This is a genomic window from Sedimenticola hydrogenitrophicus, assembly GCF_025175675.1.
In the GTDB taxonomy this organism is placed as follows: domain Bacteria; phylum Pseudomonadota; class Gammaproteobacteria; order Chromatiales; family Chromatiaceae; genus Sedimenticola; species Sedimenticola hydrogenitrophicus.
Genome location: NZ_JANIOA010000066.1, coordinates 1 through 15,456, shown reverse-complemented (window position 1 = coordinate 15,456; position 15,456 = coordinate 1). Strand labels below are relative to the sequence as shown.

Annotated in this window: 13 protein-coding genes and 1 pseudogene; 4 read left to right on the top strand and 10 right to left on the bottom strand. The window is 57.7% G+C overall.

The window, feature by feature from the left end; translation table 11 throughout:
- Nucleotides 1-58 precede the first annotated feature (58 nt).
- Both NPX02_RS21655 and cysK read left to right on the top strand, forming a co-directional pair.
- Nucleotides 59-1,131 (top strand): annotated as a pseudogene (locus tag NPX02_RS21655) (pyridoxal phosphate-dependent decarboxylase family protein).
- 23 nt (nucleotides 1,132-1,154) lie between these two features.
- On the top strand, nucleotides 1,155-2,642 hold the full coding sequence (gene cysK, locus NPX02_RS20285; RefSeq protein WP_260295867.1) for a cysteine synthase A: 1,488 nt from the start codon (nucleotides 1,155-1,157) through the stop codon (nucleotides 2,640-2,642).
- 76 nt (nucleotides 2,643-2,718) lie between these two features.
- On the opposite strand, the gene glpD is transcribed toward cysK, so the two are convergent.
- The 8 genes from glpD to NPX02_RS20245 form a co-directional block, all read right to left on the bottom strand.
- Nucleotides 2,719-4,281, bottom strand: a complete 1,563-nt coding sequence (glpD, locus tag NPX02_RS20280; protein WP_260295866.1) for a glycerol-3-phosphate dehydrogenase — start codon at nucleotides 4,279-4,281, stop codon at nucleotides 2,719-2,721.
- A 35-nt stretch (nucleotides 4,282-4,316) separates the two neighbouring features.
- Nucleotides 4,317-4,598, bottom strand: a complete 282-nt coding sequence (locus NPX02_RS20275) for a DUF2160 domain-containing protein (RefSeq protein ID WP_260295865.1) — start codon at nucleotides 4,596-4,598, stop codon at nucleotides 4,317-4,319.
- Nucleotides 4,599-4,614: 16 nt separating this feature from the next.
- Nucleotides 4,615-5,415, bottom strand: coding sequence for a carbohydrate ABC transporter permease (locus tag NPX02_RS20270; RefSeq protein WP_260295864.1), 801 nt, complete (start codon nucleotides 5,413-5,415; stop codon nucleotides 4,615-4,617).
- Complete coding sequence (locus NPX02_RS20265; RefSeq protein ID WP_260295863.1) at nucleotides 5,415-6,281, bottom strand: carbohydrate ABC transporter permease; 867 nt, start codon at nucleotides 6,279-6,281, stop codon at nucleotides 5,415-5,417. Before NPX02_RS20265 ends, NPX02_RS20270 begins: the two co-directional genes overlap by 1 nt.
- A gap of 10 nt (nucleotides 6,282-6,291) precedes the next feature.
- The gene (locus tag NPX02_RS20260) at nucleotides 6,292-7,359 is read right to left on the bottom strand and encodes an ABC transporter ATP-binding protein (protein WP_260295862.1); all 1,068 of its coding nucleotides are present in this window, start codon (nucleotides 7,357-7,359) and stop codon (nucleotides 6,292-6,294) included.
- Nucleotides 7,360-7,427: 68 nt separating this feature from the next.
- Complete coding sequence (locus NPX02_RS20255; protein ID WP_260295861.1) at nucleotides 7,428-8,495, bottom strand: ABC transporter ATP-binding protein; 1,068 nt, start codon at nucleotides 8,493-8,495, stop codon at nucleotides 7,428-7,430.
- A gap of 59 nt (nucleotides 8,496-8,554) precedes the next feature.
- Nucleotides 8,555-9,343 carry a DeoR/GlpR family DNA-binding transcription regulator gene (locus tag NPX02_RS20250; RefSeq protein ID WP_260295860.1) on the bottom strand — a complete coding sequence of 263 codons (789 nt, stop codon included), beginning with the start codon at nucleotides 9,341-9,343 and terminating at the stop codon, nucleotides 8,555-8,557.
- A 102-nt stretch (nucleotides 9,344-9,445) separates the two neighbouring features.
- The gene (locus NPX02_RS20245; protein ID WP_260295859.1) at nucleotides 9,446-11,185 is read right to left on the bottom strand and encodes an ABC transporter substrate-binding protein; all 1,740 of its coding nucleotides are present in this window, start codon (nucleotides 11,183-11,185) and stop codon (nucleotides 9,446-9,448) included.
- Nucleotides 11,186-11,615: 430 nt separating this feature from the next.
- On the opposite strand from NPX02_RS20245, the gene glpK reads away from it, so the two are divergent.
- On the top strand, nucleotides 11,616-13,121 hold the full coding sequence (glpK, locus tag NPX02_RS20240) for a glycerol kinase GlpK (RefSeq protein WP_260295857.1): 1,506 nt from the start codon (nucleotides 11,616-11,618) through the stop codon (nucleotides 13,119-13,121).
- Nucleotides 13,122-13,253: 132 nt separating this feature from the next.
- Nucleotides 13,254-14,135 (top strand): SEL1-like repeat protein, encoded by an 882-nt coding sequence (locus tag NPX02_RS20235; RefSeq protein ID WP_260295856.1) that lies wholly within the window; start codon nucleotides 13,254-13,256, stop codon nucleotides 14,133-14,135.
- Between the two features lie 111 nt (nucleotides 14,136-14,246).
- Here the strand turns inward: NPX02_RS20235 and NPX02_RS20230 are convergent, their stop codons facing one another.
- On the bottom strand, nucleotides 14,247-14,837 hold the full coding sequence (locus NPX02_RS20230; RefSeq protein ID WP_260295855.1) for a hypothetical protein: 591 nt from the start codon (nucleotides 14,835-14,837) through the stop codon (nucleotides 14,247-14,249).
- 178 nt (nucleotides 14,838-15,015) lie between these two features.
- The coding region (locus tag NPX02_RS20225; RefSeq protein ID WP_418067354.1) for a transposase at nucleotides 15,016-15,456 on the bottom strand (441 nt) is incomplete at its 5' end.

Here is a 15,456-nt window from a genome sequence, read left to right as displayed (position 1 = left end):
TTATCTTGAAGAAAAATCCCTGCAATGGCTGGCGGACTTATTTGAACTGCCTGCTCACGTGAAAGCGGTTTACAGTAGTGGCGGTTCAACCGCCAATATCATCGCCCTGGGCGCTGCGCGCCAGTGGGCCTACGAACAAATCGGCATTGACCCGGCGAAAGACGGAATTAATCAACCAGGCAGAATTTATGCGACGGCTGCCAGCCACCATACCATTCAACGTGCAGCAGCCATGCTCGGCTTTGGGCGTGATGCCGTTATAACGATTGAATCTGACGAACAGGGACGGATGAAACCGGAAAGCCTGCGGCACCAACTCGAAGAAGATGCACGTAACCAACACTTGGGCGTTGCCATTGTCGCCAACGCAGGCACAACCAGCACCGGCGCGATTGACCCTTTGCAGGAAATTGGCATCTTGGCAAAGAGTACAACATCTGGTTTCATGTTGACGGAGCATACGGTCTACCGGGAATTCTCGTTGAACGGGTTAGACATCTTTACCAGGGAATTGAACTCATCGACTCCGTTATCGTTGATCCACACAAATGGTTAGGCGCTCCGATTGGCATCGGCGCGGCCTTTGTGCGCGACCGGGCACTGTTGCATCGCGCATTCACCCAAGGCGCATCGGATTACCTGGAAGGATCCTGTTCGCTGGATGAGGCTGAACATTCGATGGATCAGCTTGGCATTCCATACCACGATTTTGGCCTGGAGTTATCGGCTCCTTCGCGCGGTGTCGTCGTCTGGGCACTGATCCGGGAAATCGGCAAACAGGGTTTGGCAGAACGAATCTGCCGACACAATGACATGGCACGTGAGTTGGCTAGACTGGCATCCGAGTCACCACAGCTGGAAGTGGTGCAGGCACCGACGCTTTCTATCTGCTGTTTTCGTTATATCAGCCAAACAACACAAGACCTGAACGACTTGAATACGCGTATTCATCGCAGGCTGGTTCATAATACTCGGAATATGCCGAGTACGGTCATGATCCACGGCAAACTGGCCATCCGGCCCTGTTTTGTTGGTGCAAGAGCACATCATCAACAGGTAACCGACCTGGTAGATGAAGTGATCAACATCGGTAACGATCTCACTTCCACTGCACAGATTTCCAGTTTTTAACGGAATAAAGAGAGGGCATTAAGATGGGTAAAATCTACGACAGCATTTTGCATACGATTGGCCATACGCCGGTTGTCAGAATCAACAACCTTGGGCCCAAGCACGTTAATCTGTACGCCAAGCTGGAATCATTCAACCCGATGGGATCAGTGAAAGACCGTCTTGCACTGGGTGTCATTGAAGATGCTGAACGTAGAGGTGAACTTAAGCCGGGGCAAACCATCGTTGAAGCCACCAGTGGCAACACCGGCATTGGGCTGGCGATGGTCTGCGCTCAAAAAGGCTACCCTCTCGTCATCACCATGGCGGAAAACTTCAGCATCGAACGTCGACGCTTGATGCGCTTTCTTGGTGCAAAGGTGATTCTGACCCCGGCATCGGAAATGGGATCGGGCATGGTCGCCAAGGCTAAGGAACTGGCAGAAAAACACGGCTGGTGGCAATCATTGCAATTCCAGAACCCGGCCAATGCGGAGATTCACGCCAGAACCACGGCACGTGAAATCGTCGACGACTTCAGCGGTATGACACTCGACTATTGGGTCAGTGGATTTGGCACCGGCGGCACCCTGAGTGGCGTGTCCCGGGTATTGAAACAGGAGATGCCCAATACCCGGATCATGGTCTGCGAACCCGACAATTCACAGATGTTGGCCACTGGCATTCCACAGCAACGTAATGCCGACGGTTCTCACAGTGCAAGTCATCCAGGTTTCCAACCCCACCTGATGCAGGGCTGGACGCCGGACTTTATCCCCAAGCTGGCTGAAGATGCATTTGCAGCCCATAACATCGATGGCTATATCCCGGTGAATGGAAAAATCGCCATGCAATGCGCCAGAGAGCTGGCGCACAAGGAAGGCATCTTCGTCGGCATCTCTGCCGGCGCAACTTTTGCCGGTGCATTACAACTGGCGGAGAAGGCCCCCGAGGGCACCAACATCCTGTGCATGCTGCCGGATACAGGTGAACGCTACCTGTCTACCCCGTTGTTCGATGGCATTTCCAACGACATGAATGAAGAAGAGATCGCCATATCGGTATCAACTCCGCGCTTCCGTTTAGACGTCGAAGAAGCACCCGACGAGGAAGAACCTGCAGCCGCAGTGGAACTGGATGAAGTGGCGGTAGCCGAGATCAGGAAAATTGTCGAGGATCGGTCAGAACCGGTAGTCATGTTCGCGCTCGAATGGTGCGAATTCTGCTGGTCGGTAAGAAAGATATTCGATCGCTATGGCGTCAACTATCGATCGGTAGATATCGACTCGGTTGAATACATGGAAGGTGATCGCGGCAAAAAAATGCGTGCCGTATTAAACCAGCAAAACCAATGGAAGACACTACCGCAGATTTACCTCGGTGGAGAATTCATTGGTGGCTGCACCGATCTGTTTGATGGTATCAACGATGGCAAGTTCGCTGAAATCATGGACCGGTACGAGATACCGTACAACAAAGCGGAGAAGGTCGACCCTTACAGCTTGCTGCCAGGATGGCTGCACCCACGTTAACGCAGTTAGGGGTCGGAGTGGTCACTCCGGCCCCTGTCACACGACCAGTCCATCGCTATAAATTGCGCACGCCCGATTAACCATGATGTACATCCGGCCCGGTCTCCGATTGAGGCGAATGATCTGTCTGCATCCATTCATCCAGCGCCGCGATTTGTTCCGGGGTCATGCCCATGCCCTGCTTGGTCCGGCGCCAGACGACATCTTCGGCCGATTCGGCAAATTCATAGCGCATCAGGTAACGAACTTCCTGTTCATACAATTGATTACCGAAATGCAATCCCAGATCGATCAGTTGGCGGCAACCGGCCAGCAATAGATGGAGATCGGTGCCATAGTGGCCGACATAATGAGCGATCAACGCCTCGGGCAGTTCCGGATAGCGTTTTTGGGCCATCGCCAGGAAGTGTCGGAAGTCGGCATCGGCCATGTCCCCACCCGGCAGATTACTCTCCGCGGTCCAGGCGCCTCCCTCTATCGGCAGACAGCCGGAGAGCAGATCCAGCACCTCTTCGGCCAACTTGCGGTAGGTGGTGATCTTGCCGCCGAAGATCGACAATATCGGCGCCTGCTCCCGGTCCAGATGCCCCCGGTCCAAATGCAGGTTGTAATCCCGGGTCACCTTCGAGGCGTTGCTGGCCGCATCGTCATAGAGCGGGCGAACGCCGCTGAAACTCCACACCACATCCGCTGACCGCACAGGCTTGCTGAAATACTCGCTCACCGCCTGACAGATGTACTCCACCTCGTCGGGGGTGATTTCGGATTTGTCCGGCAGTGACGCCAATTCGATATCGGTGGTGCCCAGCAGGGTGTAGTCCTGTTCAAACGGGATGGCGAACAGTACCCGGCCATCGGCATGCTGAAAGATATAGGCATACTCGTGATCAAACAGTTTGGGCACGACGATATGGCTGCCCTTGACGAAGCGCACCCCCTTCGTCCGCCCGACCGCAACGCCGCTGGCCAGTACCTGCTCGACCCAGGGACCGGCGGCGTTGACCACGGCCCTGGCCTGTACCCGGGTGACCACTCCATTGCGTTCGTCCCGCAGCGTTGCCTCCCAATGGGACGGATGGCGGGCCAGGGAGATGCAGCGGGTGTGGGTTTTGACCGTGGCGCCACGCAACTGGGCATCCCGGGCGCTGAGCACCACCAGTCGGGCATCATGTACCCAGCAGTCGGAATATTCGAAACCGGCGCGATAGCTCGACTTCAGCGCGGCGCCGGCCGGATGGCGGCGGAGATCCACCCCATTGGAGGACGGCAGGAGTTTTCTGCCACCCAGATGATCGTACAGGAACAGGCCGATCCGGATCATCCATTTGGGACGCAACGCCTGGTGATGCGGCAGGATGAAACGCATCGGGTGGATGATGTGGGGGGCTGTGCGCAGCAACACCTCACGCTCCTGCAGGGCGTGACGCACCAGCTTGAAATCATAATACTCCAGATAGCGCAAACCGCCGTGGATCAGCTTGGTGCTGGCGGACGAGGTGTGCTGCGCCAAATCATCCTTTTCACACAGATAAACCTGCATCCCACGGCCCGCCGCATCCCGGGCCACACCCACACCATTGATACCGCCGCCGATAACCAGCAGGTCAAACAGGGGCTGTTGAGTCTCATCAAGCGACATGGTCAGCTATTCCGTTTCCGATACGGGCGGGCGGGTCATACCCACTTGAACACCGCAATGAAGTAGACAATGGAGATAATCAGCGCACCCCACAGCGGCGTCCCCATCACCCCCAACCAGGCCAGATGAATGAAGGCGCTACCCAGTATTGAGATAAACAGCCGGTCACCGCGCGTGGTATCCAGGCCCAGTACGCCCCGCCGGGGGTTCCCCCCGGGGCTGAACTTTTCCCATATGCCCATGGTGGTGATGGCCAGGGCAATGAAGATGAAAAAGGCGACGGTCGGCCAGGTCCAAGCCATCCAGGATAAGCCCATAATCGATCCTCCCGGATCAAACCCGACCAAGGGCAAAACCCTTGGCGATGTTATTACGTACAAACCAGATCACAAATGCTCCAGGGATGATGGTCAGGGTGCCGGCCGCGGCCAGCAGCCCGAGCTCATAACCGGAGGTGCTGGCGGTTTTGGTCATGATCGCGGCGATCGGTTTGGCGTCGACCGAGGTCAGCGTCTTTGCCAGCAGGAGCTCGACCCACGAAAACATGAAACAGAAGAACATGGCGACACCGATACCGGCGGCAATGGTCGGCAGGAAGATCTTGATAAAAAATCGCCAGAAGGAGTAACCATCGACAAAGGCGGTCTCATCCAGCTCTTTCGGGACCCCGGACATGAAGCCCTCCAGGATCCACACCGCCAGCGGGACATTGAACAGTGCGTGGGCCAGGGCCACCGCAATCGGCGTATCGAACAGCCCGACCGCCGAGTAGAGTTGGAAAAAGGGCAGTGCAAAAACCGCGGGCGGCGCCATGCGATTGGTCAGCAGCCAGAAGAAGAGATGCTTGTCGCCGAGAAACCGGTAGCGTGAAAAGGCGTAGGCGGCAGGCAGTGCCACCGTGACCGAGATCAGGGTATTGATCGTGACGTAGGTGATCGAATTCAGATAGCCGACATACCAGCTCCGGTCGGTGAAGATCGTCACGTAATTCCGCAGCGTAAACTCCTGGGGCCACAATGAAAAACCCCCCAGAATTTCATTGGTGGTCTTGAACGACATGGTCACCAGCCAGTAGATCGGCAGCAGCAGAAAGAGAATATAGAGTGTCGGGGGGAGCCATTTTACGTGTTTCATCACTGCTCCTCGTTGCGCATCATCAGGGTATAAAAGATCCAGCTGAGCACCAGAATGATCAGGAAGTAGATCAACGACATTGCGGCCGCCGGACCCAGGTCGAACTGTCCAAGGGCTATCTTGACCAGGTCGATGGAGAGGAAGGTGGTGCTGTTTCCCGGACCGCCACCGGTCAGCACAAAGGGCTCGGTGTAGATCATGAAGCTGTCCATGAAACGCAACAGAATGGCGATGGTCAGCACCCGCTTCATCTTCGGCAGCTGAATGAAACGGAACACCGCCCAACGGCTGGCGCCGTCAATCCTGGCCGCCTGGTAGTAGGCCTCGGGAATCGAGCAGAGTCCGGCATAGGCGAGCAGCGTTACCAGGGAGGTCCAGTGCCAGACATCCATCAAAATAGTGGTAAACCAGGCCGCCAGGGGTTGTCGCGTAAAGTTGTAATCGATGCCGAGACCGTTGATCATCTTGCCCAGCAAGCCGATCTCCGGCAGTGCGAAGATATTCCACATGGCGCCGACCACATTCCAGGGAATCAACAGCGGCAGGGCCATCAGCACCAGACAGACCGAGACCCATACCCCCTTCTTGGGCATGGTCAGGGCGATGGCGACACCCAGCGGAATCTCAATGAGCAGGATGATGCCGGTAAACGACAGCTGCCTCAGCAGCGAGGCATGGAAGCGCCCGGAATGCAGCACCTCTTCAAACCACCGGACCCCCTCCCAGAAGAAGACATTGTCGCCGAAGGTCTCCTGGACCGAGTAGTTGACCACGGTCATCAGCGGTATCAGGGCGTTGAAAGCCACCAGCATCACCACCGGGGCGACCAGCCACCAGGCCCTGTTGTTGGTTGTCTTATTACTCATCGCGATACCCTCAGGTCAGTATCCAGTGATCCGCATAGAGATGGGTATGTGCCGGATCAAACAGGATGTGGGCACGGTCCGCGGGGATCGCCTCATCCTCCGGGACCACGAGCTTGATCGACTGCTGCTGGCAACGGGCCTCCACAATCCGGTAGCGCCCGACGTCGTTGACCTTGACGATATCCACGGCCAGCCCTTCGCGAGACAATTTGACGAACTCCGGCCGGATTCCGATCTGCAGTTGGACCCCCGTGTCGGGCGGGGTAAACGGAGCGGATACCTCCAGCGGGTGGCCGTCGATCGTCGGTGTGCCCTCGCGAAGATCGCATGCCAGCAGATTCATGCCGGGGGAGCCGATAAAATGGCCCACAAAGGTGTGGTTGGGTCGCTCGAACAGTTCCACCGGGGTGCCTATCTGAACCACCACCCCTTCATGCATGACCACCACCTTGTCGGCGAAGGTCAGCGCTTCGGTCTGGTCATGGGTGACATAGATCATGGTGGCCCCGACCTGTTGATGGAGCTCCTTGAGCTTCGAACGCAGCAGCCACTTCAGATGGGGATCGATCACCGTCAGCGGCTCATCAAACATGATCACATTGACATCGGGGCGGACCAGTCCCCTGCCCAGTGAAATCTTCTGCTTGCCATCGGCAGTCAGGCCCGAGGCCCGCCGTTTGAGCGACCCCTGCAGATCCAGCATCTGTGCAATCTCATGCACCCGCTCCCGAATCTTGTCCGTCGGCATGCCGCGATTGCGCAATGGAAAGGCCAGATTGTCGTAGACCGTCATCGTGTCGTAGACCACCGGAAACTGGAAAACCTGCGCAATATGGCGCTGGTCCGAAGGCAGGTCCGTCACATCCACATCATCAAACAGTACCCGACCCTCGGTGGGTATCAGCAACCCGGAGATGATGTTCAACAGCGTGGTCTTGCCACAGCCGGAGGGTCCGAGCAGGGCATAGGCGCCGCCATCCGACCAGGTGACATCCATCTCCTTGAGTGCCCAGTCGCCCTTGCGCATCAACTCCGCGCTATAGCTGTGACGGATCTTGTCGAGGGTGATTTTTGCCATTTAAGCGCCGCCCGTCTGCGATGAGACCCCGAGGGGTCTCGTGGTGAATGGAAGGTGGCTGCGGTTTGTCATGTTTCGATCCGCCGCAAATCCGAATCAAAGTAAAAACAGCGATTGGTCTGCAGATAGAGCCGGGCCATATCGCCCACCTGGTAGAGATGGATACCGTGCGACAGCGACACCCAGGTCGACTCCGCCACCTGCACGTGGACCACGCTCTCCGAACCGCTGATCTCGGTAATCATCACCCGTCCCTCAACCTCGATAGCCTGTTCGCCGACCGGATGGAGATTGATATGGTGCGGCCGGAAGCCGAGGGTATAGTCGCCATCGGCCAGTCCGGCAATCCGCTCGGGAACCGGCCAGCTGACCGATTCGGAGAGATAAAATCGACCACCGCGTTTACTGATGCGGCTGGTATTGATCGGTGGATCGGAGAAGACCTGGGCGGTGATCAGCTCCCGCGGGGCGTGATAGAGGTCCGCCGTGGGCCCGTACTGGGTCACCCGCCCCTCGCTCAGGGTGGCGGTGTGGCCACCTAACAGCAGCGCCTCCATCGGTTCTGTGGTGGCGTAGACCACTGTCGCATCGGTGCCCTGGAACAGCTTGGGCAACTCCTCGCGCAGCTCTTCGCGCAACTTGTAATCCAGGTTGGCCAGTGGCTCGTCAAGCAGTACCAGGTCGGCGCTTTTCACCAGTGCCCTGGCCAGTGCCGTGCGCTGTTGCTGTCCACCGGACAACTCGTTGGGCATGCGACCCAGCATCGGGGTCAGCCGCATCAACTCGGCCACCTGGCCCACCTTCTCCTTTATCTGGCTTGCCGAGGCCCGCACCACCCGTAGCGGCGAGGCGATATTCTCATAGACGGTCATGTTGGGATAATTGATGAACTGCTGATAGACCATCGACACATTGCGTTTCTGAACCGGTATGCCGGTGACATCCTGGCCATTGAACCAGACCTCGCCCCGGGTTGGCCGCTCCAGTCCCGCCATCAGCCGAAGCAGCGTGGTCTTGCCGGAGAGGGTGGTCCCCAGCAGCATGTTGAATCCGCCCGCCTCGAACTTCAGGTCGGTTTCATAGATATGGGTATCGGCCCCCGACTGCTTGATCACCCGCTTCAATTCAATAGACATCGGGGTTTCCTGTCTGATCACTGACCCACTGTGCCGGCACTGACTGGTGCTTCATATGGTCAAGCCTCGGAGGTGATGACAAGGGCCACATCGTGCGCCTTGCAGAGTTCGTGAAAGCCGTGTGGTGGGCGTGAATCGGTGACCAGATAGTCGATCTGCGAAATGTTCCCGATACGCACCGGTGCGTTGCGTTCGAACTTCATGGCATCGGCCACCAGGATCACCGAACGTGCATTGGCGATGATCTCCTGCGCCACTTTGACTTCACGTGGATCGTAATCGAGTATGGTGCCGTCCTCCTCCAGCGCCGAGGCACCGATCACGGCGTAATCGACCTTGAACTGGCGGATGAAATCCACCGTTGCATCACCGACAATGCCACCATCCTCGCGTCGAACCACCCCGCCTGCGGTCATCACCTGAATCGACTCGCAGTGACGCAGGGTATTGACGACATTGATGTTGTTGGTGATCACCAGCATGCCGATATGGTTGACCAGATGGCGGGCAACCTGCTCGGTGGTGGTCCCGATATTGACGAACAGCGAACAGTCATCCGGTATCAACCGGGCGGCGTGTTCGCCGATCGCCCTTTTCTCTTCACTGGCCAGCCGGCTGCGTGCCTCGTAACCGAGGTTGGAGACACCATCGTGGGCGATGGCGCCGCCATGCACACGCTGCAGCAGCCGCAAGCCGCAAAGCAGATTGAGGTCCCGCCTGATCGTCTGGGGCGTGACGTTATAGCGTAGCGCCAGTGAATCCACTTCAACTTCACCGTCGCTTCTTGCATGGTCGAGGATATTTCGTTGACGCGCATTCAGATTGGAATCTTTGGAAATCGTGATCACGGTATTTACTTATTCTGTTTTAATCGTAACGGGACAGGCGAAGGCCGCCGCGGGTCGACCGGTCCATGAGCAGACCCGCGGCACCTCTTGGTTAGGCAGCCGTCAGCTTGCTGACTGCCAGCGCTTCACCAGCTCATCGTAATCGATGGTTTCGCCTTTCGGTTTCTCGTTATCGAGCTTGGCTTTCGGGGATCCCGGTTTGTTGAGCCAGACCGCAGGGTCCTGCATTTCGTTCAAGCGGGGACCGCAGCCGCCGTAGATATTGGCCTGCTCATCGGCACGCTGCATCCTGCCCATGGTGGTATCCATCTCCTGCGCCAGACGATCCATGGCCTCTTGCGGCGTGAAGGCGCCCGAGTTGACATCACCAATCTGCTGCCACCAAATCTGGGCCAGTTTCGGATAGTCCGGCACGTTGACACCCGTGGGGGTCCAGCGGACCCGGTCCGGCGAGCGATAGAACTCGACCAGACCACCCAGCTTGGGCGCCCGTTCGGTGAAGGAGGCGTGGCGGATATCACTGTCGCGGATCGGGGTCAGGCCGACATGGGTCTTCTTCAGGGAAACCGTCTTGGAGACCACGAACTGGGCATACAGCCAGGCCGCCTTGCGCCGATCAACCGGTGTGGACTTGAACAGGGTCCAGGAGCCGGCATCCTGATAACCGAGTTTCTGTCCCTCTTCCCAGTAAGGTCCGTGGGGCGATGGCGCCATGCGCCACAGCGGCATGCCTGCGTCGTCCACGGTATTGTTGCCCTCGCTCTTGGCCGCGACCATGGATGAGGTGAAGGCGGTATACCAGAAGATCTGCTGTGCGACATTGCCCTGGGAGAGCGCCGGCAGTGACTGGTAGAAGTCATAGTTGGCAGCGCCAGGCGGTGCATATTTGCGCAACCACTCATCCCATTTGCGGATCGCGTAGACCGCTGCCGGACCGTTGGTGGCCCCGCCGCGGGCGACCGATGCGCCGACCGGGTTGCAGGAGTTCTCTTCCATCCGGATGCCCCACTCATCGACCGGACGACCGTTCGGCAACCCCTGGCTGCCGGCCCCGGCCATCGACAACCAGGCATCGGTCATGCGCCAGCCCAGGTCGGGAGCCCGTTTTCCGTAATCCATGTGGCCATAGATTCGCTGGCCGTCGATCTCCTTCACATGCACGGAGAAGAACTCGGCGATATCCTCATAGGCCGACCAGTTGACGGGCACGCCCAGCTCGTAGCCGTAGCGCTCCTTGAACTGCTCTTTCAGCTCCGGACGCTGGAACCAGTCGTAGCGGAACCAGTACAGGTTGGCGAACTGCTGATCCGGGAGCTGGTAGAGTTTGCCATCCGGGCCGGTGGTGAAGGAGATCCCCATGAAGTCATCCAGGTCCAGCATCGGGTTGGTGACGGCCTTGCCCTCACCGGCCATCCAGTCGGTCAGGTTGATGGCCAGTTGCAGCCGGGAGTGGGTACCGATCAGGTCCGAATCGTTGATATAGGCGTCGTACAGATTCCGTTTGGTCTGCATCTGGGTCTGCACTGCCTGAACGACCTCACCCTCCCCCAGCAGCTGATGATTGACCTTGATGCCGGTGATCTCCTCAAAGGCCTTGGTCAACACCTTGGACTCGTATTCATGGGTGGGGATGGTCTCGGAGAGGACGTTGATCTCCATTCCCTTGAACGGTTCGGCGGCCTTGATGAACCACTCCATCTCCTCGAGCTGTTTATCCTTGTTCAGCGTTGATGGCTGGAACTCGCTATTGATCCATTTCTCAGCATCTGCCTTGTCGGCAAATACCCCCGGTGAGAAACAGAGTGCAGTTGTCGCGAGCACGACAGCAATGTTAGTTCTCATCTAACTCTCCTCCGGTTGATTATTATGTCGCATTGAACGGTTGACACTCGCACATATAAATTTCGTTTACACTATAATATGTGTTCGTATGAGCAATAATATGACTTATTTCGAACATTGCAACCACAAAAAAATCACTTTTTATCCCCATCCAAGAGCAGGAAATAGCCAAATATCCGGGTAGTTTTATTGGCTGCAAGCCGATATTATCGATATTTAACCGATTTTGATGGCTTAAAGTCATACAACCGTCGGGTTAGCGGAGGGGCGTATTCGCTACGAATATTCACTCTCGGGTATCGATTGGGCCAAAAACGAACCGATTGAGGCGATTATTTGTTCGTTTTTTCAGATTAACGAACATCAGCCGGTTGGGTTGCCGGCACAACTGAGCCACAATCTAAAGATAAATTGAACCACGGAGCGTGAAATGTCAGACAATCCACTGATTCTCAGCATTGACCAGGGAACCACCAGTTCACGCGCCATGCTGTTTGAGCGGGATGGTCAGTCATGCTTCACCACCCAGCAGGAGTTCGCACAGCACTATCCCCAGTCCGGCTGGGTTGAACATGATCCGGAAGAGATCTGGTCGACCACCCTGTCGGTGGCCCGGGACGCGGTCGCGGCCAGCCGGAGGATGGGCAGAACGATTGCCTCGCTCGGTATCACCAATCAGCGGGAGACCACCGTGGTCTGGGATCGTCGGAGCGGCGCGGCGATCTATAACGCCATTGTCTGGCAAGACAGAAGAACCTCTGAGCAGTGCCAGGCACTCAGACAGCAGGGCCATGAGCCAACGGTCACGGAGAAGACCGGATTGCTTTTGGACCCCTATTTTTCCGGCAGCAAGCTGGCCTGGATCCTGGACCATGTACCCGAGGCCCGCGACCGGGCGGAGCGGGGGGATCTGGCCTTCGGCACTATCGACAGTTTTCTGCTTTGGCGACTGACGGGTGGACGGGTTCACGCCACCGATGCCACCAATGCGTCTCGCACCCTGCTTTTCAATATCCATCAAAACCGTTGGGACGAGTGGATGTTGGCCCTGTTGAATATCCCGGCGGCGTTGCTGCCCGAGGTGAGAGACAGCGCCTGTGACTTCGGCCAGACCGACCCCGACCTGCTGGGAGAGGCGTTGACCATTGGCGGCATCGCCGGTGACCAGCAGGCCGCGGCGTTTGGCCAGGCCTGTTTTCAACCGGGGATGATCAAGAGCACCTATGGTACCGGCTGTTTTGTCGTGATGAACACCGGCGACCGGGCCGCGCAGTCGAAAAATCGATTGCTCACCACCATCGGTTATCGCCTTGGCGGAGAGACAACCTACGCCCTGGAGGGCTCGATATTCGTGGCCGGTGCCGCCGTCCAGTGGTTGCGAGATGGACTGGGGTTGATCGGCTCGGCAGAAGAGACAGAGTCCCTGGCACAGGCGGCCGGACACAACAAGGGGGTCTACCTGGTCCCCGCCTTTACCGGGCTCGGCGCCCCGCACTGGGACGCCGAGGCCCGCGGTGGTCTGTTTGGCCTCAGCAGGGGGACCGGGATTCAGGAGATAGTCCGGGCAACGCTTGAGTCGGTCTGCTACCAGACCTACGATCTGTTTCAGGCCATGGCGGAGGATGGCGTCCAGCCGACCCAACTTCGGATCGATGGCGGCATGGTGAAGAACAACTGGCTGTGCCAGTTTCTGGCGGACGTGCTGGATATTTCGGTGCAGCGCCCGCAGCAGACCGAGACCACCGCCCTGGGCGCCGCCTATCTGGCCGGCCTGCACAGCGGCATCTATGACTCGTTCGATGATCTGCAGCGGAACTGGCAACAGGAGGCCGAATTCAGCCCCAACCTGCCGGCCGCTGATCGGGATGCCCTGTTGCAGGGCTGGCAGCAGGCAATCAGACGAATAAAAAGTGACTACTGTCCCCGATCCGGATGACGGGCGAGGGGCAGGACGCGCTGAACGCACTTCGATGGGGTCAGGCGTAACGAGGTCATTATCACGCTCCCATCTCAAGACCGACCGTTGACCACTACAAGTTATCAAGCAGAACAGCCTTAGGGAGTCCGTATGGCTCAGGAATGGTTACCACGACTGCTTATGTGCCTTGCTATCCCGCTGACGATAGCGGGCTGCCGCCCACCCACTTTGATCCAGGATTGGCAAGCGGGTCGCGATCTAAAGACTACCGCCCGCGCGGGTGACGCTGATAGCCAGTACCGGCTGGGCATGCGGTACACCAACGGCCGCGGCGTTTTGCAAAACCATACCGAGGCGGTCACCTGGTTCAGCCAGGCCGCCGGGCAAGGACATGCCGACGCACAATTCATGCTCGGGGCCGCCTTCGCCTCGGGTCGCGGCACTGAGCTGGATAGAGAACAGGCCTTACGCTGGTTTGGCAAAGCGGCGGATGCCGGCCACATGCGCGCCCAATATCAGTTGGGTGATGCCTACAGCAATGGCCAGGGCGTGAGAAAAGACCTCGCTTGGGGGGCACGCTGGTATGGCATGGCGGCCAGCCAGGGGCACAGTGAGGCACAATTCATGCTGGCGGCTCTCTATTCCGCCGGGCTGGGTCTGCCCAAGGACTATACCCGGGCAATCTTTTGGTTGCAGCTGGCATCGCGCGGTGGACATCCACAGGCCGGTAAGGCGCTTACCCGGATGCGGCAGAAGGTATCCACCGCCCAGTATCGGCTAGCGAGCGCCAAAGCGGAACAATGGCAACCGGCGCAGCGGGTGCGCGGACTTAATAATCCACCCACGATTTCCTATATACAACACGTACTCAATCAGCTCGGCTATGCCGTCGGTGCGGTGGATGGTATCCGGGGTCCGGAGACCGAACGGACGATCATGAGATTCCAGACCGACCAGGGCCTGGGGCCGAACCCGTCCCTCCAACGGAGTGTCGATCTGTTACGGGACCGATCGCCCGATCTCAATCCATAACCCGGAATCAACTGACGGTCCGGACAACCGGTCGGGTAAAAAATGCCCCCAGGCAAATCACACCTGGAGGCATTGTCCGGTTGATCGGTCGCTTACGATATGCCTTACACCTTACAGCGCATCACCACTGCCCTCGCTGTCAGCCTCCACATCGGCAGCCTCGGTTTCGATTCCCAGTAAAGCGTTGACCGCGGCCACCACGTCAGGATCGGTCGAGTTGCCCTTGTTCGATGCGGCCGCCAACGCCTCTGCGGCTTCGGCCTCCAAGGCCTCCATCTCTTCGGTTGTTTCAGCCTCTTGGGCAGCAAGGGTCGCGGCTTGATAGGCGGCAATATGACCAACCACGGAGTTGGGAGAGGCATTGGCCAAGGCGCTAGGCGAGGCATGCGCGGCATTCAGTGAACCCAGCGTGCTGGGATGACCAGGCGCATGATTGGCGGTATTCGCCTGGCCAAAGGCATTTCCATTGCCGGGTCCATTGGCCGCTTCGGCACCATGACCAACGCCATTTCCAACGCCATTTCCACCGCCATTACCGCCACCATTTCCCCCACCGGCACCGCCTCCACCGCCACCGCCTCGGGCAGCAGCATCGACGAACTCAAGATGGCCGCTAACGGGATCATAGACAACTGGAGTCAGCAGTAAGGCTGACACTGCCAGCCCGGTGGTCGCTATTTTAAGCAGAGAACAGAACTTCATCGTTAACCTCCATGGTCGACGCCAACGCTTGCTATACCCAGATTGTAGGCTATTCGCGCGGCAGGCATATCCCGGCCCATTCCGATCGCATTTCTGGTTGTTAACAATCACTTTTTCCGGATCAAGAGGCGAGGCACCGATGACCTGCTACAGAGCGAGTTTGGGGTCAGATGAAAAATTATCTTGTATCAGCCTTACCTTTCGGGCCACGCTTCAAATGTATGACGCGCCGACCAGACAACCTCTCGATCTCTTCTTGAAAACGCTCGTTTCCCAGAGCCATCCCCTGATCGGCGCTCCTCCGAATATCCTTCACAACCCCCCAATCTAGTTCATAACGAAAGAGTGCCCGATATGCCTCTGATCTCTCGGCATGCGTGTGACCCAGCGATAGGTAGACCGGATGTGGAGTCCAGCAGGCCACCGAACGACCAAGGCCATTTGCTTGATAGCTTGACCAGTGATAATCACCCGGAGACATCACCATACCCGCCCTCACAGGGTTCAACTCAATATAGCGCTGACAGAGAAGCAAATAGTCCTCAGCATTGACCACACAAGATTTGAAGCGCCCCTCCCACAGAGTCCCACTGCGTCTGTAGGAATAGTTGAAGTAACG

Bases quoted from the DNA above. Each gene is read 5' to 3' on its own strand.
- cysK (WP_260295867.1), top strand. From the start codon at position 1,155: ATGGGTAAAATCTACGACAGCATTTTGCATACGATTGGCCATACGCCG.
- glpD (WP_260295866.1), bottom strand. From the start codon at position 4,281: ATGTCGCTTGATGAGACTCAACAGCCCCTGTTTGACCTGCTGGTTATC.
- NPX02_RS20275 (WP_260295865.1), bottom strand. From the start codon at position 4,598: ATGGGCTTATCCTGGATGGCTTGGACCTGGCCGACCGTCGCCTTTTTC.
- NPX02_RS20270 (WP_260295864.1), bottom strand. From the start codon at position 5,415: ATGAAACACGTAAAATGGCTCCCCCCGACACTCTATATTCTCTTTCTG.
- NPX02_RS20265 (WP_260295863.1), bottom strand. From the start codon at position 6,281: ATGAGTAATAAGACAACCAACAACAGGGCCTGGTGGCTGGTCGCCCCG.
- NPX02_RS20260 (WP_260295862.1), bottom strand. From the start codon at position 7,359: ATGGCAAAAATCACCCTCGACAAGATCCGTCACAGCTATAGCGCGGAG.
- NPX02_RS20255 (WP_260295861.1), bottom strand. From the start codon at position 8,495: ATGTCTATTGAATTGAAGCGGGTGATCAAGCAGTCGGGGGCCGATACC.
- NPX02_RS20245 (WP_260295859.1), bottom strand. From the start codon at position 11,185: ATGAGAACTAACATTGCTGTCGTGCTCGCGACAACTGCACTCTGTTTC.
- glpK (WP_260295857.1), top strand. From the start codon at position 11,616: ATGTCAGACAATCCACTGATTCTCAGCATTGACCAGGGAACCACCAGT.
- NPX02_RS20235 (WP_260295856.1), top strand. From the start codon at position 13,254: ATGGCTCAGGAATGGTTACCACGACTGCTTATGTGCCTTGCTATCCCG.
- NPX02_RS20230 (WP_260295855.1), bottom strand. From the start codon at position 14,837: ATGAAGTTCTGTTCTCTGCTTAAAATAGCGACCACCGGGCTGGCAGTG.